Source organism: Microbacterium sp. Z10_103, assembly GCF_058310455.1.
The window spans coordinates 1,507,894-1,530,254 of sequence record NZ_JBZEGK010000001.1 but is presented as its reverse complement, the minus strand read 5'-3'; the positions used below and the strand labels follow the sequence as shown (position 1 = coordinate 1,530,254).

Below are 22,361 nucleotides of genomic sequence, written 5' to 3'. Positions count from 1 at the left end.
TCGAACTCAGGAGCGGGGGTCGGAGGGCCCCGACGTCCGGGTGCGGCGACGCCGTGCGGTCCGCACGAGGCGCACGATGCCCCAGACGACGGCGGCGGCGACGGCGGCGACAGCGATCCAGGGCAGCAGGAATCCGATCGCGATGACGAGACCGTTGAGGCTCGCGACGAGGCCGTTCCAGCCGGCCACGACGCCATCGGTGAAACCCGCCGGGTCGGCTTCGACGGCTGTGGATCGCGGTGTCAGCTGCACGCTCAGCGTGGAGAGCTCGACCTGACCCTCCAGCCAGGCAAGCTGCTGCCGGTCCGATTCCAGAGTCGCCTGTCGCTCTGACAGCGCTGTTTCGGCGGCGATGAGGTCAGCGACGTCGGCCGCCTGCGCCATGAGTTCGGTGAGCCGGGCGACGGATGCTTCGCCGGACGCGATCCGGGGGCGTAGGTCGATCGCCTGGTCCGTGACGTCTTGACGCGACACGGTGGATGACGTCACCTCTCCGATTTCGCGCAGCTGCGCCATCGCGGCATCGAGCTGATCGGCCGGAACCCGGACGGTGACCCACCCCTCGCCGGTGGCGCCCGGTGCGGGGTAGACGAGCATCTCCGAACCGTCGGGCCCGCTGCGTGCATCCCCGCCGCCGGCGCCGAGGTTCTGCGACTCGACATAGCCCCCGCGTGCCTCGGCATCGCGGGCGACAGCAGCGGCGGCTTCGGCGACGTCCTCCACGACGACGGTCGCCGAGGCGGTGGAAATGACCTCGCGACCGGTCTCCGCCAGGCCCTCGGCGGCCACGACGGCCCCTCGGGAGTCGTCGACCGCGACATCCTGTGCCCCTTCGGGAACAGCCCCCCACTCGACCTCTCCGCGGTCGTCGATGGGCGCGACGGCCGAGCTTCCGCCTGTCCCGCCGGAAAGCGACGACATGACACCCGGCGCGATCACGGCCGCGACGAGAACGATGGCTGCCGCAGCCCCGCCGACCGACCAGCGCAGCCGCCGGCGCCGCCGCTCATGGTCACGGTCCGCGGCGATCCGGGCGAAGACGGCGCGCTCCATTCCGGCGACGCGGTCGTCGCTGAGGGCGGGCAGCACCGGGGGCTGGGCGTCTGTGGTGTTCATGCGTTCTCCGTCTCGGTCACAGCGCTTCGCACACGCGTGCGGATGCGGGAGAGACGGTTCCGAACGACCCCGTGCGCGACGCCGAGTTCTTCGGCGGCGGCCTGATACGCGTACCCCTCGGCGGCGCACAGACGGAAGATCTCGCGATCGAGCTCGCTCAGACCCTCCACTTCCCGCAGGATGGCCGCCACCGTGGCGCCGTCCACCACCTGCTGCTCGACGTCGATGGTGGCAGGAACGCTCTCGTCCAGTTCGGTTGACCGTGCCCTGTCCCTTCGGCGCGCGCGGAGCCTGTTTGCGGCCTGCAGGCGACAGATCGTCGCGAGCCACGGGAGCAGCGACGTGCCCTGAAGATGCAGCTGCGGAAGCTTCCGCCACGCGACGACGAAGGTCTCCTGCGTCACGTCTTCGGCGTCGGCCGCGTTGCTCAGGAGGCGGTGGGCCATCCAGTAGACCGGTCGCACATACGCCTGGTAGAGCGCGCGGAACGCGAACTCCGATCCGCCCGCGGCGTGCGCCACGAGCGTCGCGTCGTCGACCTGGTCGTGCGTCATGTGGTCCCGTCCCCGGAAGCGCCCCCGCGCCGCCGGATCATTGTCTCTCACTGAGAAGGTGTCCGACCGGCCGCGATCGTCTCACGTCCATTCGCGCCCGCGGTCATGGCGATAGACTCGACGCCGCGAGAGGGAGTATCCCGACAGTGCGCATCCGTCATCACGGGCTCTTCCTCGGGCCCCGGGTACGCGCCGCGACAAGCGTCGCGGGGAGAGACTTTCGGATTCCGCCGACCCCTCACCTCTGAAAGGCCCCGATGGACCTGGAACTGCCGCTCTGGTTCGAGATCGGCTCGCTCGTCGTGCTGACGCTCATCCTGATCGCCGACCTGCTGCTGATCCTCAAGCGGCCGCACATCCCGTCCACGCGTGAGTCGACGATGTGGGTCGTGTTCTATGTGGTGCTGGCGCTGATCTTCGCCGGGCTCATGTGGATCTTCGCCGGGGGTGAGTACGCGGGCCAGTTCATCGCCGGATGGCTGACCGAGTACAGCCTCTCGATCGACAACCTGTTCGTCTTCGTGCTGATCATGTCGCAGTTCTCGGTGCCTCGCCGGTACCAGCAGGAGGTGCTGATGGTGGGCATCATCATCGCCCTGGTCCTGCGCGGCGCGTTCATCCTCGTCGGCGCGGCGGTCATCGAGAACTTCAGCCCCATCTTCTACTTCTTCGGGCTGTTCCTGGTCTACACGGCGATCCGCCAGGCCTTCCCCGGCGGCGAGCACGAAGACACCGCGAAGCGCGAGAACTTCATCGTGCGTCTTCTACGCCGCACCATCGACATCAGCGACGAGTACGACGGCTCCAAGATCCGCACCGTCGTCGACGGCAAGAAGATCTGGACGCCGATGATCATCGTGTTCGTCGCGATCGGGGTCACCGACCTGCTCTTTGCGATCGACTCGATCCCGGCGATCTTCGGAATCACACAGAGCGCCTTCATCGTCTTCACCGCCAACATCTTCGCGCTCATGGGCCTCCGGCAGCTGTACTTCCTGCTCGGCGACCTTCTCGACCGCCTGCGCTACCTGCACTACGGGATCGCGTTCATCCTCGCGTTCATCGGTGTGAAGCTGGTGCTCCACGCGATGCATGTCAACGAGCTCCCGTTCATCAACGGCGGCGAGCACATCGAATGGGCGCCGGAGATCTCCACGGGCGCGTCGCTCGTCGTGATCGTCGCCGCGATGGCCGTGGCCACCGTCGCGAGCCTCCTCGCCTCCGCCCGCGAGCGGCGCGCGGCAGCGGCAGCCGCGACGCGCGACCGCTGATCTGGATCGCCCGTCCCGGGCTGAGCAGCGAGAGCGCCGCAGAACGGGGCGGGTGAACCGCGTGGCGGGTGCGTTGTCGGACGATCGGCCGCGGCGCGGTGGTATCGTGGGCGCGTGCGGATCGCTCGCCTTCTCCTTAGCGGCCGCGACGGGACCTCGTAACCAGGCCTTTCTCGTCGCGGAGTTGTCGCGGGCTTGATCCCATCCGAGGAGAACGGCAGAACCCATGGGCATCCCCCATCCCGAAATGACGTCCATTCCCGATCGTCCCCGCACTCTCGCGGAGAAGGTGTGGGACGACCATCTCGTCGTCAAGGGCCACAACGGTGAGCCCGACCTGATCTACATCGACCTGCACCTGGTCCACGAAGTGACCAGCCCGCAGGCGTTCGACGGACTGCGTGCGGAAGGGCGACCGGTCCGACGGCTCGATCTCACGATCGCGACCGAGGACCACAACACCCCGACGCTCAACATCGACAAGCCGATCGCCGACCTCACCAGCCGCACGCAGATCCAGACGCTGCGCAACAACGCGGCGGAGTTCGGCGTCCGTCTGCACTCCCTCGGCGACAAGGAGCAGGGGATCGTGCACGTCGTGGGCCCGCAGCTCGGGCTCACCATGCCGGGGATCACGGTGGTGTGCGGAGACTCTCACACCTCGACCCACGGTGCGTTCGGCGCGATGGCCTTCGGTATCGGCACGAGCGAGGTCGAGCATGTGCTGGCGACGCAGACGCTGCCGTTGAAGCCGTTCAAGACGATGGCCATCACTGTCGAGGGTGAGCTGAAGCCGGGCGTCACGGCGAAGGACATCATCCTCGCCGTCATCGCCAAGATCGGCACCAACGGCGGGCAAGGCTACGTGCTGGAGTTCCGCGGCTCCGCCATCCGCTCCCTCTCGATGGAGGGGCGGATGACGATCTGCAACATGTCGATCGAGGCCGGCGCCCGCGCCGGCATGGTCGCGCCGGACGAGACGACCTTCGCCTATCTGAAGGGCCGCCCGCACGCGCCGCAAGGGCAGGATTGGGACGAGGCCGTCGCGTACTGGCGGACGCTCCCCAGCGACGAAGGCGCCGTGCACGACGCCGAGGTGTTCCTCGACGCCGCCGAGCTGGAACCTTTCGTGACCTGGGGCACGAACCCCGGACAGGGAGTGTCGCTGAGCGACGTCGTGCCCGACCCGGCTGCCATGGACGACGAGGGCGACCGGGCCGCCGCGGAACGCGCGCTGCAGTACATGGACCTCGTTCCGGGGACGCCGCTCAAGGACGTGCCGGTGGATGCGGTGTTCATGGGCTCCTGCACGAACAGTCGCATCGAAGACCTCCGCGCTTTCGCGTCCATCATTCGCGGGCGTACGAAGGCGGACGGTGTGCGCGTGATGGTCGTCCCCGGTTCGGCTCGCGTGCGGCTGGAGGCCGAAGCCGAGGGCCTCGACAAGATCTTCGAGGAGTTCGGCGCGGAATGGCGCTATGCGGGGTGCTCGATGTGCCTGGGCATGAACCCTGACCAGCTCGCACCGGGGGAGCGTTGCGCGTCGACGTCGAACCGCAACTTCGAGGGTCGGCAGGGCAAGGGCGGACGCACCCACCTGGTGTCGCCGCTCGTGGCCGCCGCGACCGCGGTGCGTGGCACGCTGTCCAGCCCGAGCGATCTGAACGAGCTCGTGGGCGCGTCGTCTCTCACTCCGGGCGCACGGTTCACGGTCGAGCGGAGCGAAACGAACGGCAGCCACGGCGCCCTGACCGACGACCGCAGCGAGGAGACGAAGGGTGAGGTGAACCGCTGATGGAAAAGTTCTTCACGCATACCGGGGTCATCCTGCCCCTCAAGCGCTCCGCGGTCGACACCGACCAGATCATCCCCGCCGTGTACCTCAAGCGGGTCACGAAGACCGGTTTCGAAGACGCGCTGTTCGCCAGCTGGCGGCAGGACCCTGAGTTCATCCTCAACCAGCCGGCATTCTCAGCCGCCTCGATCCTCGTCGCCGGCGCGAACTTCGGCACCGGGTCGAGCCGCGAGCACGCTGTCTGGGCGCTCCGAGACTACGGGTTCCGCGTGGTGCTCAGCCCGAAGTTCGCCGACATCTTCCGCGGCAACGCCGGCAAGCAGGGCCTGGTGACCGGCGTCATCAGCGAGGACGATCTCGCCCGCATCTGGGCGGCAGTCGACGCCGATCCCGGCGTCTCGATGACGGTCGACCTCGAGGCCCGCGAAGCGCGACTCGGCGACCTCCGAGTCCCGTTCGACATCGACGATTACACTAGATGGCGGCTTCTCGAGGGGCTCGACGACATCGGGCTCACTCTGCGCAGCGAAGACAAGATCGCGCAGTTCGAGGCTCGCCGCGAGGCTTGGCGCCCGCGGACACTGCCCGTCCCGTAAGTCATGTCTGCCCCACCAGGGCCGGCGCCCATCCCTCGTCCACACCAAGTGAGGTCCCCGCATGAGAGCACTCGTCCCCGACACCGGTACCGCCTACTCCGGACCGGCAGGAGAATCCGGCGAGGTCCTCTCCATCCGGGGCGGACGGCCGCTCACCGGTCGGGTCGAGGTCAAGGGTGCGAAGAACCTCGTGACGAAGGCGATGGTCGCGGCCCTGCTGGGTGAGACCCCCAGCATCCTTCGCGACGTCCCCGACATCAGCGACGTTCAGATCGTCCGCTCCCTCCTCGAGGTGCACGGCGTCCGGGTGGAAGACGGCGCGGAGGACGGCGAGATCCGCCTGGACCCCAGCGGCGCCGTCACGGCGCACTTCGAGGAGATCGACGCCTACGCCGGCGCGAGCCGCATCCCGATCCTCTTCTGCGGTCCGCTGCTGCACCTGCTCGGCGAGGCGCTCATTCCCGACCTGGGCGGCTGCCGCATCGGCGACCGGCCGATCAACTACCACATGGACGCCCTGCGCGCCTTCGGCGCCGTCGTGGACAAGAGCTACGAGGGGATCCGGATCTCGGCGCCCGACGGACTCCACGGCGCCAAGATCGACCTGCCCTACCCCAGCGTCGGCGCCACCGAGCAGGTGCTGCTGACAGCGGTACGGGCGAAGGGCGTCACCGAACTGCGCGGCGCGGCGATCGAGCCGGAGATCATGGATCTCATCGCCGTCCTGCAGAAGATGGGCGCCATCATCTCCTACGAGCCCAACCGTGTCATCCTCATCGAGGGCGTCGACTCGCTGCGGGGGTACGATCACCGCGCGATCTTCGACCGCAACGAGGCGGCATCATGGGCGTGCGCGGCCCTGGCGACAGACGGTGACATCTTCGTCGGCGGCGCCAAGCAGCAGGAGATGCTGACCTTCCTCAATGTCTTCCGCAAGGCCGGCGGGTGGTTCGACGTCCGCGAGGACGGCATCCAGTTCCGCCGTGGCAGCACGCTCAAGCCCGTGATGGTGGAGACCGACGTGCACCCCGGGTTCATGACCGACTGGCAGCAGCCCCTCATCGTGGCGCTCACGCAGGCCGAGGGCACGTCCGTGGTCCACGAGACGGTGTACGAGAACCGCCTCGGCTTCACCGAGGCGCTGGTGCAGATGGGCGCCGACATCGTCGTGCACCCGCAGGGGATCGACAGCCCCGACCGCCGCGTGCCCCGCCGCTTGCTGGAGCAGGCCGCCGTGATCAACGGCCCGACGCCGCTGCACGGGGCGGATGTGGTGGTCCCCGACCTCCGCGGTGGCTACAGCTACGTGATCGCGGCCCTCGCTGCCGAAGGCGAATCGGTAGTGCGCAACATCGGCATCATCCGCCGGGGTTACGAGAAGTTCCTGGCGAAGCTCGACGCGCTGGGTGCCGACTTCGACGTCATCGGATAGTCGTGGCACGTACCCGCCGCCGGTCGAGCGAGAAGACCCGGCCCAGCGCCTACTGGTTGCTGGGCGGCCTGATCGTCCCCGCTGTCGGCGTCCTGGCAAAGATCGAGATCTCCGGCGAAGAGAATCTCCCGGCGGAGGGCGCGTACGTCCTCGCGCCCAACCACTATTCCGAACTGGACCCGCTTATCGTGGCCGTGGCCGTCTGGCGGATGGGTCGCGCGCCGAGTTTCATGGCGAAGGAGAGCCTCTTCCGCGTGCCCGTCCTGGGCGCGGCCATGCGTGCGGCAAAGATGGTGCCCGTGGCGCGCGCATCCTCGGGAGCATCGGCTCGCGAGACGATCCGCAACGCCGAGCTTCTCGTCAAGAGCGGACGCGGCGTCGTGGTCTACCCGGAGGGGACGCTCACGCGCGATCCCGACATGTGGCCGATGCGCGGGAAGACGGGGGCGGTGCGTCTCGCGCTCGCGGGCGGTCTTCCCGTCATCCCCGTGGCGCACTGGGGCGTCCAGCAGATCATGCCCCGGTACGGCAAGCTCCGCCTGTGGCCCCCTCGTCGCCGCGTGCGTCTGGTGGTCGGCGAGCCGGTCGATCTCTCCGCGTTCCGCGACCGCGGCGCCCAGCCCGCAGTGCTCGCCGAGGCCACGGCGGTCGTGATGGATCGGATCACCGAACTGCTCGAACCCTTGCGTGGCATCCCGGCACCCACCGAACGCTGGAACCCCGCCGTGCACGGGCAGACCGAGACGGGGCGCCTTGAGCCGTAGGCAGGATGCGGCGATGCCGCGCGTCGCAGTTCTGGGCGCCGGAAGCTGGGGAACGACGTTCGGCAAGGTGCTCGCCGACGGCGGTGCGCACGTGACCATGTGGTCACGCCGTCCGGAGCAGGCCGAAGAGATCCGCCAAGCCCACCGGAACACCCAGTACCTCCCCGGCATCAACCTTCCCCGCTCGCTGACGGCGACCTCGCACCTCGCTGAAGCGCTGGAGGGGGTCGAACAGGTCTACCTGTCGGTGCCGAGTCAGGCGTTGCGCGAGAACCTCAAGGCCGTGCGCCCGCTGCTCGCACATTCGCAGGCTCCCATCGTGTCGCTCATGAAGGGCGTCGAGAAGCGCACCGGGCTCCGCATGAGCCAGGTCATCGAGGAGGAGCTCCAGTGCGACCCGGATCGGATCGCGGTGGCGTCCGGACCGAACCTGGCGCTCGAGATCGCCCGGGAGCAGCCCACCGCGGCCGTGATCTCCTCCACGAGTGAGCTCACCGCCCAAGCCGTGGCGCTCCGCGCCCGCAACAAGTATTTCCGCACGTTCGTCAACACCGACGTCATCGGTACCGAATTCGGCGGGGTCTTGAAGAACCTCATCGCCGTGGCGATCGGGATCGTCGACGGCGTCGGCTACGGGGAGAACACCAAGGCGTCGATCATCACGCGGGGCCTGGTGGAGATGACAGACTTCGCCGTCGCGCAGGGCGCGCACCCCGAGACGCTGCAGGGGCTCGCCGGACTCGGCGACCTCATCGCGACGTGCCAGTCGCCCCTGAGCCGCAACAACACGGCCGGCCGGCTGCTCGGCCAGGGGGTCACCCTTCCGGACGTCATCAAGCAGATGCAGCAGACCGCGGAGGGGCTCGCATCGGTGGCGCCGGTGCTTCAGCTCGCACGCGAAGTGGGGGTCGACATGCCCATCGTCGAGCAGGTGAAGATGGTGCTGGACGGCACGATGGATCCGCGCGACATCGCCCCCCACCTCACCACCGACGACGACAAGCCCACGGGCGAGAGGACGCAGAATGGACAAGCCGGCGGTCGTGGTGCTCTTTGGCGGTCGATCCAGCGAACACTCGATCAGCTCCGCGACGGCGGGCGGCGTGCTTCGGGCGATCGACCGTGACCGCTACCGTGTGATCCCCGTCGGGATCACACGCGACGGCGCCTACGTGCTCGAGGACGACGATCCGGACAAGTTCGCGCTGGATGCCGCCCGGCTCCCGGAGGTCGTCGACAACGGCACCCGCATCCGCTGGCCCGAGTCAGCCGTCTCACGCGAACTGACGGTCGTGGATGCGTCGGGGGAGCGCTCGCTCGGCGACGTCGACGTGGTACTTCCGATCCTCCACGGCCGGTTCGGCGAGGACGGCACCGTGCAGGGGATGCTGGAGCTGCTGAGCCTTCCGTATGCCGGCGCAGGCGTCCTCATGTCGGCGCTCGGGATGGACAAGAACGTGGCGAAGACCGTGTTGCGCTCGGCCGGCGTGCCGGTCGTGCCGTGGGTGGCCGTCACACGTGCCGACCTGGCGCGCAACCGTGACCTGTGGGAGCGACGGATCGCGTCGCTCGGCCTCCCGCTCTTCGTGAAACCGAACCGGGCAGGGTCGAGTGTGGGCGTATCGAAAGTCACGTCGTGGGACGAGTTGCAGCCCGCACTGGAGGTCGCGTTCGCCGAGGACGGGCTGGCGCTGGTCGAGCAGGCGGTCATCGGCCGCGAGCTCGAGTGCGGCGTGCTGCCGGGGGCCGATGGGGAGTCGCCGCGCGTGAGCGTCGCCGGCGAGATCGTCGTCAGCGGCCGAGATTTCTATGACTTCGAGGCCAAGTACCTCGACGCGCCGGGCATCGACCTGGTGTGCCCCGCCGACCTCCGCGACGGCGAGTTGGCCGAGATGCAACGCATCGCCGCGCGCGCCTTCGAGGCGCTGGGCGGGGAGGGTCTGGCCCGCGTGGACTTCTTCTACACGGGCGCGGAGTTCTTCGTCAACGAGGTCAACACGATGCCCGGGTTCACTCCCATCTCCATGTTCCCGCGCTGCTGGATCGAGTCGGGGATGACCTATCCGCAGCTCATCACCGAGCTCATCGAGGACGGCCTCGCTCGCGCCTGAGCCCATCGACTCGCCAGGAAACGCGCGATTTTCGGCCCCGAGGGGACGGATGCTGGCGACTCGACGGTCAGGCGCGGGGCGTGCAGACCGAATCGGTCTTCTGGAGCGCACGGTCGAGGATCGGCGAGAGCGCGCGGAGGGTGTCCGCGCTTCCCACCACGTCGAAATCGAGGTAGACCTCGACCGCAGGAGTACGCCCGAAGGTCGTGAACCGATAGCGATCGTCGGCAGCGTCCGACTCGTCGATGAGCCAATCGACGCCCTCCACCGTCTCGCACCGGAGGGTGGAGGGGCCGGGTTCCGCGACGCCGCACGTCAGGATGATGGCGGCAGGCGATCCCCAGGCCCCGGTCGCCTGCGCGTCCGTCCATCGCCGCTCTTCGCCGGCCACGGTGTCGGGCAGCCGCACGGACACATCCGCGCAGGCCGGATCCCCGGCGTTGTCGGCGGCTTCCAACGACACCGTCGCCGCACACGACGACATCGCGAGCGCCAGAGAGGCGGGGAGCGCCACGGCGGCGAGCAGACGGCGCAGACGGATCACACGTCCAGGCTAACCCGCCCGGTAGCGTGGTCGCGTGGATGCAACAGTCGGCGCAATCAGTGAAGGTCAGCTGCTGCGGCGCATCCTGGCCCGGTTCCCCGCCTCCGCTGCGCTGGTCGGTCCCGGCGACGACGCCGCCGTGATCGCGGCGCCGGATGGCCGCGTGGTGGCCACCACCGACACCCTCGTCCACGGACCCGACTTCCGCCTCGCCTGGTCCTCGGCGTTCCAGCTCGGCTGGAAGGCGGCGGCCGTCAACCTGGCCGATGTGGCCGCGATGGGCGCGCGTCCGACGGCGCTGCTGGTGGCTCTGGCCCTGCCGGATGCGACTCCGTTGAGTTTCGTCGACGGCCTTGCCGACGGGCTGGCCGCCGCGTGTGCCGAGCTTGCACCGGGGTGCGCGGTGGAGGGGGGCGACCTCACGGTCTCCGACACGCTCACGATCGCCGTGACGGCGCTCGGCTCCCTCGACGGGCGCCGACCGGTGCTGCGGTCGGGGGCGCGTGTCGGCGACGAGGTGCGCATCGTCGGCGACGTCGGCGTGGCCGCGCGGGGTCTCGCCGTGCTGTTCGAGCGCTTCGTCGACGAGGCGGGCGACCCCATTCCCCTGACTCCCGAGGGCCTGGACGCTCTTTCCCCGGCCGACGCGCACGCGGTGGCGCGCCAACTGGCGCCGGTGCCGCCGATCGCGGCGGGCATCGCCGCCGCCGGGGCCGGGGCCACCGCCATGATGGATGTGTCAGACGGCCTGGCGCTGGATGCAGCGCGCCTGGCCGATGCCTCGGGCGTAACGCTCGACCTGGACCGGGCCGAGCTCGGATTGGACCCGGAGTCTGCGCTCTCCGGTGGTGAGGACCACGCGCTGCTGGTGACGGCTCCCGCGGGAAGCGGTGGCCCGGGGCGGCGCATCGGCGCGGTCCGCGCTCGCGGAGCGGACGCGGTGACCGTCGACGGTGCTGCGTGGGCGGGCCGTGGGGGATGGGATCCCTATCGGGACTGGGACTCCGCGCGCGGCTGAGCCCACCACGTCACGGTGTCACCGTACGACCGGGATCGCAGCAGCTCCAGCCCCGCGTCCGCCCAGGCGGGCTCGGGGGAGCGGCGGGCGCGCTCCACGATCACCACGGCCTCCGCGGTCACGTGCGGCGCGAGAGCTCCCAGCGCTTCGGTCAGCTCAGCCTCGGGGAGCTCGTACGGCGGGTCGAGGAAGACGAGGTCGTAGGGTCCGCGGGTGGTGCCGCGGAGGAACGTGGCCACCGCGGTCCGGTGCACGCGGACGACGGCGCGGACGCCGGGGGGTCTGGTCACCAGGTCGGCGTTGCGCCGGATGACGGAGGCGGCGCCCGACGCGTTCTCGACGAGATCGACGCTGAGCGCGCCCCGGCTGGCGGCCTCGAGGCCCAGCGCCCCGGAGCCGGCGTACAGGTCGGCCACTCGGGCGCCCTCCAGCAGGTCCGCCGCATCCAGCGCGCTGAAGAGCGCCTCTCGAACGCGGTCGCTGGTGGGTCGCGTGCCGGTGGGCGGTACGGCGATGCCGGTGCCGCCGGCCGCTCCGGCGATGATGCGTGTCACCGTCTCACCCTACAAACCTGCGGAGCCGGCCGTGTCCCCGCTCGTGCCTAGACTCGAAGCATGCCCGGCCTCACGCTCGCCTCGCGCCTGGATGGCGCCGTGGGCGGCAAGACCGCCAGTGCCTTCGAGCGCGCGTTCGGCATGGCGACCGTCGGAGACCTGCTCACGCACTATCCCCGTCGCTATGCCTCGCGTGGCGAGCTGACGCCGATTGCGTCGTTGCCGATCGGCGAGCCCGTCACCATCGTCGCGGAAGTCGTCAGCGCCGGCGAGCGGCGCATGCAGAATCGCAAAGGCTCGATCCTCGAGGTCGTCATCAGCGACGGCGACGGGCGCCTGACCCTGACCTTCTTCAATCAGGCGTGGCGGCTGAAGGATCTGCATCCCGGACGGCGCGGGATCTTCTCGGGGAAGGTGGGGGAGTACCGCGGGACGACGCAGTTGTCGCACCCCGACTACGAGCTCTTCGAAGACGTCGAGACGGCCCGGCTGGCCGCGGAGGCTCATGCGAACCTGCCGATCCCGATCTATCCGGCGACCAGTTCCGTGCCCAGCACCCTCATTCACAAGGCGATCGGTCTCGTGCTCGACGGGCTGGATGAGGTGGACGATCCGCTTCCCGACGACCTCCGCGCCCGCTATCAGCTGCTGGATGCGCGGACGGCTCTCGAACGCATCCACCGGCCTGACTTCGAGGACCAGGTCGGACCGGCCGTCGCCACCCTGCGTATGCACGAGGCGTTCGTGCTGCAGGCCGCGCTCCTCCAGCAGCGCCAGTTCGTCCGCGCGCTGTCGGCGACGAAGCGTTCGGCCGCAGCAGGCGGACTCCTGGAGAGTTTCGACGCTGCCCTGCCGTTCGGTCGCACCCCCGACCAGATCTCGGTGGGAGACCAGATCGCCGCAGACCTGGCGGGGGATTGGCCGATGAACCGTCTCGTCCAGGGCGAGGTGGGCTCGGGAAAGACCCTCGTGGCGTTGCGCGCGATGCTGCAGGTCGCCGAATCCGGGGGGCAGTCCGCGCTCATCGCGCCCACAGAGGTGCTGGCGGCACAGCACGTGCGCTCGATCGCACGGATGCTGGGGCCCCAGCTGGCGCCCCAGCTGATGCCGACGCTGCTCACCGGCCAGCTCTCCGCCGCCGAACGGCGCAAGGCCGCACTCCGGGTGGCCTCGGGGCAGGCGCTCATCGTCGTCGGCACTCACGCGCTCCTCAGCGCGACCACGACCTTCGCCGACCTCGGTCTGGTCGTCGTGGACGAGCAGCACCGCTTCGGCGTCGACCAGCGCGAGGCATTGCGGGCCAAGGGAACGGCGCCCCACACCCTGGTCCTCACGGCCACGCCGATTCCGCGGACGGTAGCCATGACCGTCTTCGGCGACTTGGATGTCTCCACCATCCGTACGATGCCGGCCGGGCGCGCGGGCATCCAGACGTTCGTCGCTCCGGTGGCCGAGAAACCAGGGTGGTTCGCGCGCGTGTGGGAGCGGGTTGCGGAGGAGGTCGAGCAAGGACGGCAGGCCTTCGTCGTGTGCGCCGCCATCGATTCCGACACCGGAGCCGAAGACGACACCGCGGAGGACGTCGTATCCGATGCCGGGGAGGTCTCCCGCACGCGGTGGGGTGTCGTGCAGGTCGCCGACGTCTTGTCGCGGCATCCGCTCTTCGCCGACATCCGCGTCGCCACGTTGCACGGCAAGATGCCGGCGGACGAGAAGGACGCCATCATGCAGGCCTACGCCCGCGGCGATATCGACGTGCTCATCGCCACGACCGTGATCGAGGTGGGCGTCGACGTGCCCAACGCGTCGACCATGGTCATCCTGGAAGCCGATCGGTTCGGTGTGTCGCAACTGCACCAGCTGCGCGGCCGTGTGGGTCGTGGTGGCGTACCGGGACTGTGCCTCCTGGTGACGGAGTCCTCGCCGGGCACGCCGGCGCGCGCCCGCGTGGAGGCCGTGGCACGCACCCTGGACGGGTTCGAGCTGGCCGAAGTCGATCTCGAACTCCGCGGGGAGGGCGATGTCCTGGGTGCCGCCCAGTCCGGCGCGCGCTCATCGCTGCGACTGCTGCGCGTGGTCGCCGATGCGGATCTCATCACCCAGGCGCGGGCTGTGGCCGAGACGGTGCTCGCGGAGGATCCCGCGCTCACGCGTCACCGGGGGCTGGCGGCGGCCATCGAACGCCGGGTCGGGGCGGAGGAGCGCGCGGCCCTGGCGAAGGGATGACGGGCGGCGCCGATAGGGTGGTGGCATGAACAGCCGGATCGCTGTCGTCCCGGGATCGTTCGACCCGCCGACGCTCGGACACCTCGACGTGATCCGCCGCGCCGCGGCGCTCTACGACGAGCTGCACGTGCTCGTGGTGCACAACCCGGGCAAAGAGGCGATGCTGCCGATCGCCCAGCGGCTCACACTGCTGGAACAGTCGATCGCTGACAGCGCCCTCGACGGCGCCGAGATCGTCGTCGCATCCTGGACCATGGGGTTGCTCGTGGACTACGCCACCGACGTGGGCGCCGGAGTGCTGGTCAAGGGCATCCGGTCGCAAGTGGATGTCGCGTACGAGACGCCCATGGCGATCGTGAACCGCCACCTGGCGCACGTGGAGACGGTGTTCCTGCTGCCCGATCCTGCGCACGCCATGGTCTCCAGTTCGCTCGTGCGGCAGGTGGCGGCACTGGGTGGAGATGTGTCCCCCTTCGTCCCGCCGGCCGTCTCCCGCTTCCTGAACCGAGGCGCTCGGCCCTGACTCGGCCCGCGCATCTCGTGGCGCGGGTAGCATGGACGACCGTGAGAACCCGACCTGGACCCTTCTCCGTGGCCGTCCGCGACATCGTTCGCCGGCCCGGGGAGATGCGCGAATTCGAGCTCGAGGTCCCGGCCCCGACGAAGTGGGGCGAGGGACTGGTCTCCATACCCGAGGGCGAGCCGATCGGCATCGACCTGCGAGTGGAGTCGGTGCACGAGGGCATGCTCGTGTCCGGAATCGCGGATGCGACGTACTCCGGCGTCTGCGGACGGTGCCTCATCGACATCACCCAGCCGGTCGAAGTCGAGTTCCAAGAGCTTTTCGCGTATCCTGGGGATGAAGCGGAGGACTTCGAGGTTCGCGATGACCGTGTGGATCTGGAAATTCTCGTCCGAGACGCGATGGTTCTGTCGCTTCCGTTCCAGCCGGTGTGTCAGCCGGATTGCCCCGGCCTCGACCCGGCCACGGGTGAGCGACTGACCAGAAGCATCGAGGAACGACCGCAGGAAACCGTCGATCCTCGATGGGCCGCCCTGCAGCAATTCACCCCAGAGCCCGGCGACGACGCACCGCACCACGATGTCCAGAACACAGGAAAGAGTTAGCCATGGCAGGTAACCCCCCGAAGCGGAAGGTATCCCGCTCCAACACCCGTTCGCGCCGCGCGCAGTGGAAGGCCAAGGCGACTGCCCTGGTCAAGACGATCGAGAACGGCAAGGTCGTCTACAGCCGTCCCCACCAGGCGAAGGTCGTCACCGACTCGCAGGGCACCGAGCTGTTCCTCGAGTACAAGGGCCGCAAGGTCGCTGACGTTTGACGTCTACGGCATGTGCCGTGACCGACGTACCTGAGCGCAAGACGCTCACCGAGAAGCTCGGGGTCGACATCGACCCCGAGCTTCTGTCACTGGCCCTGACACATCGGTCGTTCGCGTACGAGAACGGCGGCATCGCGCATAACGAGCGCCTCGAGTTCCTCGGTGACTCGGTGCTCGGGCAGGCGGTGACGGTACGGCTGTTCACGCAGCATCCCGACCTGGACGAGGGCGAACTGGCCAAGCGGCGCGCGAGTGTGGTGTCCACGGTGGCGCTGGCGGAGATCGCGCGGGCCATCGGCCTCGGCGCCCATCTGCTGCTCGGCCGAGGCGAAGACCTCACCGGGGGGCGCGACAAGGATTCGATCCTGGCCGACACCATGGAGGCGGTGATCGGCGCCACGTATCTTTCCGCCGGGCCCGACGCTGCCACGGCGCTGGTGCTGCGCCTCACCGAGCCTCTGCTGGCCGATCCCGACCGCTACGGCGCGGCGATGGATCCCAAGACCAGCCTGCAAGAGCTTGCCGCGCGGCGCGGACTTTCTGCCCCCGCCTACAAGGTCGACGCCCGCGGGCCCGACCACGACCGGCGCTTCACCGCGACCGTGCTCGTGGGCGAACTCGCCGGGGTGGGAGAGGGATCCAGTAAGAAGCAGGCCGAGATGGCTGCCGCCCTCACCGCATGGCGTGAGCTCAGCGCCCATGCCTGAACTCCCGGAAGTCGAGGTCGTTCGTGCCGGTCTCGCTCCCGCCTTGACCGGAGCCCGTATCGCCGGCGTGTCGGTACGCGACCCGCGGGCACTGACTCGCCACGACGCACCGGGGGAGGCGTTCGAAGCGGCGCTCATCGGCCGGACCATCGAAGGCGTGGCGCGGCGGGGGAAGTTCCTCTGGCTGCCGCTGGCGGACGATTCGGAGGCGGTCATCGCGCACCTCGGGATGAGCGGCCAGCTGCTGCTGCGGACGCCCGGTGCGGCACCGGAGCGGCACGAGCGCATCCGCATCGATGTGGAGCATCCCGACCACGGCGAGCTTGCGGTGGCGTTCGCCGATCAGCGCACGTTCGGCTCGCTCGCCATCGACGACCTGGTGCCGACCCCCGACGGTGCTCCCGGCGGACGCGGGAGCGAGCGGGCGGAGGTGCCGGTGCAGGTCGCGCACATCGCCCGTGACCCGCTCGACCCTGCCTTCGATGAGGGTCGTTTCCGCGCGGCACTGGCCCGCAAGAACTCCGGCATCAAGCGCGTGCTCCTGGATCAGACCACCGTGAGCGGCATCGGCAACATCTACGCCGATGAGGCACTGTGGGCCTCCCGCCTTCACCCTGAGACGCCGGCGCGGAGCCTGTCCGCACGCGCCGTCGGGCGCCTGCTGGCCGAGGTGCGTGCGGTCCTGGACAAGGCCCTCGCCGAGGGCGGGACGAGCTTCGACGCGCAGTACGTGAACGTCAACGGCCAAGCGGGATACTTCGCCCATTCGCTGAACGCCTACGGCCGCACCGGCAAGCCCTGTCCACGATGCGGCCGGCCCCTCGTGCGCGCATCGTTCATGAACCGCTCGAGCCACTACTGCCCGCGCTGCCAGCGACTCCCGCACGCGCGGACGGTCAGTCCGCAAGAACCTTCTTCCACGCTCCCTCGTAGGCGATAGGCGCGAACCCGATCGCTTCGTTGATGCTGAGCATGGGCCGGTTCTCCTCGGCGTTGGACGTCAGCACCCGCGGCGAGTTCGGGGCGATGTCCAGCCACGCGAGAAGCGCCGCGCACTTGACCAGCATGCCCAGCCGGTGGCCGCGGTGCTCGGAGAGGACGAGCGTGTCCTCCTGCGACGTGGCTTGCGTGGGGTCGTTCCCGATGACGAGCTCGTTGAAAGCCACGACGTCGCCCGAGTCCACGTGTTGCGCCGCCGTGACGAGCATCGTTCTGCCTGCGTCGAGGTAGACCCGCTCGTGGCGCCGCAGGCGGTCCGCATCCCACGTCTCCTCGTCGAACTCGAGCATCCCCGCCGGCACATCCGTCGCCATCCGCGACTTCATCCACGCGTAGCCGTCGACGAACTCCGGCGGCGTCGGAAGCTGCCACTGAACGACGCGATATCCCGCGGAAGCCCGGGTGGCGTCCTGGAGCAGCCCGTCCAGGTGGCGACGCAGCTGCGGATCAGCCAGGTCGAGGGCGCTGTTGCGTTCGACCTGCTCGAGCGAATGGCCGGTGCGGAGATAGAACCGCGCGGCGTGGTCGTGCGGGATACTGCCGAAACCGGTCGGTGACGAGATGCGCGGGCCTTCGGCCTCCGGATGCTGCGCCCACGACTGCAGCACGGTGCGCCCATGGCCGCGGGCGGTGCGCTCGACGAGGTCATAGGCGGCGGTGCCGATCCCGCGTCCCCACACCGCGCGGCGCAGCTCGATCAGCCAGTAAGCCACGCGGGATCCGGGCTCGCGGGGGATGTCGACGCCCACGCGGCCGACGATCTCGCCGTCCAGCACGGCCACCCAGACGAGCCGCAGTTCGGTGGGGTCGGGGGCGTACGCGGGCAGCAACTCCTGCGGAGCCAGACGGAAGTCGCCGTGTCCGGAGATCTCCTCGTACACGATGTTGCGCACGCGAACCATCTCGATGAAGTCGGCGGCGTCGTCGTCGTCGATGGTGGTGGGCAGGGTCAGCGGGCGCAGCTCGAGGCCGGCCGGGGTGGTGCTCATCGGAATGTCTTTTCGTCGGAGTGGATCGGTGCGCCGGGGACCGCAGAACCTGCAGTCCCCGGCGCGGATAGCGAAGGTCAGGTGCGCACCGTGAGGAGAGCCGCGAGCTTCTGTCCCGCGCGCTCGCGGAGCTCCCGATCGCGGAGGGCGGCGAGGCGCCGCGTGTGGTCGGCGTGCTCCGGGAGGGGGAGGGCCGTGCTGCGTGTGCTCCGCAACAGGAGCCACAGCCCGACCCGCAGCGACAGCCGGTCGATCGCTGAGAGAGGCTGCGGGAGCGACCGCAGGTCGTTGAGCGTGCGTTGGTTCTCGGAGTCCAGAGCCCGTACGCGCGGAAGGGTGGTATTCATGGCTGTTTCTTTTCGAGCGAAGGAAAGGGGCGTGCCCGGAGTCGGGCGGATGGCCGCAGAGAAGTGCGACGGGAATGGGCGACGCGGAGTCGCACAGGGCGGCGACGAAACCCGCGCGGTGATCGACCCCGCCGAAAAGGCGGAGTCTTCCCCCGGGGGTGGGTCAGCCGGCGAGGCCGGGGAGGGCGCGGAAGGAGCCGATCACCCCGGTGCCGAATGGCATGCTGGTGGGTGCGACGCGGTGCGCGATTCGCTGAATCATCTGGGGTGACCTCCTCTCAACTTCGAACGCGATCTGTGACGCTAGCGGATCTCCGCGGGGCGCGTCAAGGGATCTCCCAGAAAACCCAGGCCGCCGGGCGTGTCGTCCCGAGCCGAGTCGGCGGGTGTACGGCACGCCGTGCGAGGTCAGCGGTGCAGGTCCGATACCGTGAACCGGTGAGAATGCCGGTCGGGAAGGCGCATCCATGCACCTGAAGAGCGTGACGATGAAGGGCTTCAAGTCGTTCGCGCAGCCCACGACGTTCGCGTTCGAGCCGGGCGTGACCTGCATCGTCGGGCCGAACGGGTCCGGAAAGTCCAATGTGGTCGACGCTCTCGCGTGGGTGATGGGCGAGCAGGGTGCCAAGACCCTGCGCGGCGGGAAGATGGAAGACGTCATCTTCGCCGGCACCTCCACGCGTGGACCGCTCGGGCGGGCCGAGGTGCAGCTCACGATCGACAACAGCGACGGAGCGTTGCCGATCGAGTACTCCGAGGTCACCATCAGCCGCACCCTGTTCCGAACCGGTGCGAGCGAGTACGCGATCAACGGAGACACCTGCCGGCTGCTCGACGTCCAAGAGCTCCTCAGCGACTCGGGGCTCGGCCGTGAGATGCATGTGATCGTCGGGCAGGGCCGGCTCGACAACGTCCTTCAGGCCACCCCCGAGGACCGCCGCGGCTTCATCGAGGAGGCGGCCGGCATCCTCAAGCACCGCCGCCGCAAGGAAAAGACCCTGCGCAAGCTGGACGCGATGGAGGCGAACCTGACGCGCCTGAGCGACCTGGCCGGAGAATTGCGCCGCCAGCTCAAACCTCTGGGGCGTCAAGCCGAGATCGCCCGGGAGGCAGCCACCATCGCCGCGATCGTGCGTGACGCCAAGGCGCGCCTGTTCGCCGACGAACTGGTGGCCCTGCGCACACAGCTCGCGGACCACGCGCGAGCCGAGAGCGAGCGGCACACCGAACGGGTCGTTCTCCAGGACCAGGCCGAGAACCTGCGGGCGCGGATCGAGCGGCTGGAGAACGACCAGCGCTCCGAGGCAGTGGATCGAGCGCGACGCGTGTCCTTCGCGCTGGAACAGGTGCAGGAGCGCCTGCGCGGTCTGTATTCCCTCGCCGGTCAGCGGCTCGCGCTGCTCTCCGCGGACGGGGACGACCCGTCCGGGTTCACCCCCACGGTGTCCCGCGGGATGATCGACGACGCACGCGCCGAGATCGACGAGATCTCGGCCGGACTGGGGGATGCCCAGGATGCGGCCGCCGATGCTTCGCGCGCCGTGAGCCGGGCTCGCGCGGAACTGGACGCGCTGGACGTCGACATCGCCGCGCAGAGCGCCCTCGTCTCCGAGCATGACATGCGCATCAGCACGCTGCGCGGAACGGCCGAGGCTGCGGCGTCGGCGCTCGGAGCCGTACGGACGGCGGTGGAGCGCCAGCAGCGCGCGCTGGATGCGGCGCTCGTGCGGCGGGCAGAGGCCGAAGCGGAATGGGAAGGGCTCGACCCTGAGCTCGCGCCCGAGGAGTCGGCGGCCGAGCATGCCGCCGCGTACGAACGCGCCCAGCGGGATGCCGCCGATGCGGAGACGACGGTCTCCGAACTTCGCGACCGGCTGCACGCCGCCGAGCGCGAAGTGGAGGCTCTGACCGCGCAGACCACCGCGCTCGGGCGCGCTCTGGATGTGCGCAACGCCGCCGCCGAGCTGGTTTCGGGGGGCGGTCGCGGCATCCGCGGTCTCGTCAGCGACGCCGTGAAGGTGCAGCCCGGGTTCGAGGCGGCGATCGCGGCGGCGCTCGGTCCTCTCGGTGAGGGCCTGCTCGTCGACACGCGGGACAACGCCTTCGCTACCGCGGAACTCGCCCGTGACAGCGACCTGGGGGTGGTGGATATCGCGGCGGCCGACGTCTCCGCCATGCCCGTCGAACTCCCGGCCATCCCCGGCATCGTGTCGGCCGCCGATGTGGTGACCGCCCCGGAGGGTGTGCGGGGCATCCTCGGTTCGGTCCTCATCGCCGACGACCTGCCCACCGCGCGTGCCGCGCTGGAACGACTGCACTCGGTGGCCGCTTCCGTCACTCTGGTGACCCGCGCCGGCGAAGTGATCACCGCCTTCACGCTGCGCGCAGGCTCGGGGGCGGGGCGGTCGCGGCTCGAACTCGCCGCCGAGCGGGATACAGCGGCTGAGCGCCTGACGGAGATTTCGGTGGTGGCCGATTCGCTGAGAGAGGCCCTTGCCGATGCGGTCTCCACTCATCACACGGCACGCCAGCGCGCGCGGGAGGCTCTGGCGGCGCTGCGAGCGCAGGACGCGGCTCTCGCCGCACACGCCGAGAAGGTGAACCGCGCGAGCGTGCGGCACGAGGCGGCGGTTGCCGAATGCGACCGACTCGTCGCAGGCCTCGTGCCGGCGCAGGCGGCCGTCACCGACGCCGAGTCGGCGGAGCGAGCCGCGCGGGATGCGCTGGCGCGCGCGTTGGAAGCTCCCCGGCCGATCCTGGACGCGTCGGCCCGTGAAGGCATGCTCGCTGCGCTGGAGGCGGCGCGTGACGCCGAGATGCGGGCACGCCTCGACGTGGAGACCCTCCGCGAACGCGTGCGCGCGGGCGAGGCCCGCGTCGTGCAACTCGAGCGGCAGCGGGAGCGCGAACGCGTTGCGGCGGAGGAGGCCGCTCGCCGGGCCGTTCTCCGGCGCGCGCAGCGCGAGATCGCCGCGGACGTGGCGAGGCAGCTGCCCCCACTGCTGGATTCCGTGGACCGTTCGGTGAGCCAGGCGCGGGTGGAATTGGCCGCGGCGGAGTCTGCGCGCACCGCGGTCACCGCAGAGCTGGCGGAGGCCCGGTCCCAAGACGCGGCCCTGCGTGAGCGGCTCAGTGCGCTCACGGAGAACGTGCACGGGTTGGAGCTGAAGATCCACGAGAAGCGTCTCCATGCCACGAGCCTGCTCGAACGCGTCTCCTCGGAGTTGGGTCTCGACGAAGACATTCTTGTTTCAGAATATGGTCCGGACCAGCCGGTGCCGTCGGACGCCCCTCCCGCGGACGGGGAGGAGCCGGAATCGACCCCCTTCGACCGGGCCGGCCAGCGACGTCGGCTCGCTGACGCGGAGCGCAAGCTGGGACAGCTCGGCCGTGTGAACCCGCTCGCACTCGAGGAGTTCGCCGCTCTCGAACAGCGTCACGCGTTCCTCACGGAGCAACTCACCGACCTCACGCAGACGCGCAAGGACCTCCTCACCATCATCGATGAGCTGGATGAGCGGATGCAGACGATCTTCCTGGCTGCCTTCGAAGACACCCGGAATGCGTTCACGGAGGTTTTCCCGATCCTCTTCCCCGGGGGAACCGGGAGCATCTCGCTGACCGACCCCGAATCGCCCCTGACGACGGGGATCGAAGTGTCGGTGCGGCCCGTCGGAAAGAAGATCGAGCGGCTGAGTCTGCTGTCGGGCGGGGAGAGGTCGCTGGCAGCGGTGGCGTTCCTCGTGGCGATCTTCCGCGCCCGCCCGAGCCCGTTCTACATCCTGGACGAGGTGGAGGCCGCGCTGGACGACGCGAACCTCGGGCGGCTGCTGGGCGTGTTCGAGCGTCTGCGCGAGAACAGCCAGCTCATCGTCATCACGCACCAGAAGCGCACGATGGAGATCGCGGACGCGCTCTACGGTGTGTCGATGCGTCAGGACGGCGTGTCTGCCGTGGTGGGGCAGCGGGTCGGCGATCGCGCTTCGGCCTGAGCGCGC

General features: G+C 69.5%; 21 protein-coding genes. 15 read left to right on the top strand and 6 right to left on the bottom strand.

Annotated features, from left to right (window positions below):
• Positions 1-6: 6 nt before the first annotated feature.
• Together AC4FS2_RS07205 and AC4FS2_RS07200 are read right to left on the bottom strand one after the other, a co-directional pair.
• Positions 7-1,116 carry a DUF4349 domain-containing protein gene (locus AC4FS2_RS07205; protein ID WP_491152426.1) on the bottom strand — a complete coding sequence of 370 codons (1,110 nt, stop codon included), beginning with the start codon at positions 1,114-1,116 and terminating at the stop codon, positions 7-9.
• Positions 1,113-1,670: an RNA polymerase sigma factor gene (locus AC4FS2_RS07200; RefSeq protein ID WP_491152428.1), complete on the bottom strand. Its 558-nt coding sequence runs from the start codon at positions 1,668-1,670 to the stop codon at positions 1,113-1,115. Before AC4FS2_RS07200 ends, AC4FS2_RS07205 begins: the two co-directional genes overlap by 4 nt.
• Before the next feature lie 257 nt (positions 1,671-1,927).
• Here AC4FS2_RS07200 and AC4FS2_RS07195 point away from each other — a divergent pair, with 257 nt between their 5' ends.
• The 7 genes from AC4FS2_RS07195 to AC4FS2_RS07165 all read left to right on the top strand — a co-directional run bounded on the left by AC4FS2_RS07195 (position 1,928) and on the right by AC4FS2_RS07165 (position 9,639).
• Positions 1,928-2,941, top strand: a complete 1,014-nt coding sequence (locus AC4FS2_RS07195; RefSeq protein WP_491152429.1) for a TerC/Alx family metal homeostasis membrane protein — start codon at positions 1,928-1,930, stop codon at positions 2,939-2,941.
• 247 nt (positions 2,942-3,188) lie between these two features.
• A complete protein-coding gene (gene leuC, locus AC4FS2_RS07190; RefSeq protein WP_491152431.1) occupies positions 3,189-4,736 on the top strand; it encodes a 3-isopropylmalate dehydratase large subunit in 1,548 nt (515 codons plus the stop codon).
• Entirely contained in the window at positions 4,736-5,332 is a 597-nt protein-coding gene (gene leuD, locus AC4FS2_RS07185; protein ID WP_491152433.1) for a 3-isopropylmalate dehydratase small subunit, read from the top strand. Before leuC ends, leuD begins: the two co-directional genes overlap by 1 nt.
• A gap of 61 nt (positions 5,333-5,393) precedes the next feature.
• Entirely contained in the window at positions 5,394-6,764 is a 1,371-nt protein-coding gene (gene murA / locus AC4FS2_RS07180) for a UDP-N-acetylglucosamine 1-carboxyvinyltransferase (protein WP_491152434.1), read from the top strand.
• On the top strand, positions 6,761-7,528 hold the full coding sequence (locus AC4FS2_RS07175; protein WP_491155630.1) for a lysophospholipid acyltransferase family protein: 768 nt from the start codon (positions 6,761-6,763) through the stop codon (positions 7,526-7,528). Before murA ends, AC4FS2_RS07175 begins: the two co-directional genes overlap by 4 nt.
• A gap of 13 nt (positions 7,529-7,541) precedes the next feature.
• On the top strand, positions 7,542-8,654 hold the full coding sequence (locus tag AC4FS2_RS07170; protein WP_491152435.1) for an NAD(P)H-dependent glycerol-3-phosphate dehydrogenase: 1,113 nt from the start codon (positions 7,542-7,544) through the stop codon (positions 8,652-8,654).
• Positions 8,554-9,639: a D-alanine--D-alanine ligase family protein gene (locus AC4FS2_RS07165; protein WP_491152438.1), complete on the top strand. Its 1,086-nt coding sequence runs from the start codon at positions 8,554-8,556 to the stop codon at positions 9,637-9,639. The genes AC4FS2_RS07170 and AC4FS2_RS07165 overlap by 101 nt, the downstream gene beginning before the upstream one ends.
• Positions 9,640-9,706: 67 nt before the next feature.
• Here the strand turns inward: AC4FS2_RS07165 and AC4FS2_RS07160 are convergent, their stop codons facing one another.
• On the bottom strand, positions 9,707-10,183 hold the full coding sequence (locus AC4FS2_RS07160; RefSeq protein WP_491152441.1) for a DUF3515 family protein: 477 nt from the start codon (positions 10,181-10,183) through the stop codon (positions 9,707-9,709).
• Between the two features lie 34 nt (positions 10,184-10,217).
• Between AC4FS2_RS07160 and thiL the strand changes: the two genes are divergently transcribed.
• Positions 10,218-11,201: a thiamine-phosphate kinase gene (thiL, locus tag AC4FS2_RS07155; protein ID WP_491152443.1), complete on the top strand. Its 984-nt coding sequence runs from the start codon at positions 10,218-10,220 to the stop codon at positions 11,199-11,201.
• On the opposite strand, the gene AC4FS2_RS07150 is transcribed toward thiL, so the two are convergent.
• Positions 11,171-11,755: an RsmD family RNA methyltransferase gene (locus tag AC4FS2_RS07150; protein WP_491152445.1), complete on the bottom strand. Its 585-nt coding sequence runs from the start codon at positions 11,753-11,755 to the stop codon at positions 11,171-11,173. The genes thiL and AC4FS2_RS07150 overlap by 31 nt on opposite strands.
• 60 nt (positions 11,756-11,815) lie before the next feature.
• Between AC4FS2_RS07150 and AC4FS2_RS07145 the strand changes: the two genes are divergently transcribed.
• The 6 genes from AC4FS2_RS07145 (at position 11,816) to mutM (ending at position 16,968) form a co-directional block, all read left to right on the top strand.
• Complete coding sequence (locus AC4FS2_RS07145; RefSeq protein WP_491152447.1) at positions 11,816-13,981, top strand: ATP-dependent DNA helicase RecG; 2,166 nt, start codon at positions 11,816-11,818, stop codon at positions 13,979-13,981.
• Between the two features lie 25 nt (positions 13,982-14,006).
• The gene (gene coaD / locus AC4FS2_RS07140; RefSeq protein WP_491152449.1) at positions 14,007-14,504 is read left to right on the top strand and encodes a pantetheine-phosphate adenylyltransferase; all 498 of its coding nucleotides are present in this window, start codon (positions 14,007-14,009) and stop codon (positions 14,502-14,504) included.
• 104 nt (positions 14,505-14,608) lie between these two features.
• Entirely contained in the window at positions 14,609-15,109 is a 501-nt protein-coding gene (locus tag AC4FS2_RS07135) for a YceD family protein (protein WP_491155631.1), read from the top strand.
• A 2-nt stretch (positions 15,110-15,111) separates the two neighbouring features.
• Positions 15,112-15,321 (top strand): 50S ribosomal protein L32, encoded by a 210-nt coding sequence (gene rpmF, locus AC4FS2_RS07130; protein ID WP_484509023.1) that lies wholly within the window; start codon positions 15,112-15,114, stop codon positions 15,319-15,321.
• A 17-nt stretch (positions 15,322-15,338) separates the two neighbouring features.
• Entirely contained in the window at positions 15,339-16,028 is a 690-nt protein-coding gene (gene rnc / locus AC4FS2_RS07125) for a ribonuclease III (RefSeq protein WP_491176812.1), read from the top strand.
• A complete protein-coding gene (gene mutM, locus AC4FS2_RS07120; protein WP_491152453.1) occupies positions 16,021-16,968 on the top strand; it encodes a bifunctional DNA-formamidopyrimidine glycosylase/DNA-(apurinic or apyrimidinic site) lyase in 948 nt (315 codons plus the stop codon). Before rnc ends, mutM begins: the two co-directional genes overlap by 8 nt.
• Here the strand turns inward: mutM and AC4FS2_RS07115 are convergent.
• Together AC4FS2_RS07115 and AC4FS2_RS07110 are read right to left on the bottom strand one after the other, a co-directional pair.
• A complete protein-coding gene (locus tag AC4FS2_RS07115) occupies positions 16,925-18,016 on the bottom strand; it encodes a GNAT family N-acetyltransferase (protein ID WP_491152455.1) in 1,092 nt (363 codons plus the stop codon). The two genes, mutM and AC4FS2_RS07115, sit on opposite strands and share 44 nt — an antisense overlap.
• Positions 18,017-18,093: 77 nt before the next feature.
• Positions 18,094-18,363, bottom strand: a complete 270-nt coding sequence (locus AC4FS2_RS07110) for a hypothetical protein (protein WP_491152457.1) — start codon at positions 18,361-18,363, stop codon at positions 18,094-18,096.
• Positions 18,364-18,830: 467 nt separating this feature from the next.
• Here AC4FS2_RS07110 and smc point away from each other — a divergent pair, with 467 nt between their 5' ends.
• Positions 18,831-22,355, top strand: a complete 3,525-nt coding sequence (smc, locus tag AC4FS2_RS07105; RefSeq protein WP_491152459.1) for a chromosome segregation protein SMC — start codon at positions 18,831-18,833, stop codon at positions 22,353-22,355.
• The last annotated feature ends 6 nt before the right edge of the window (positions 22,356-22,361 follow it).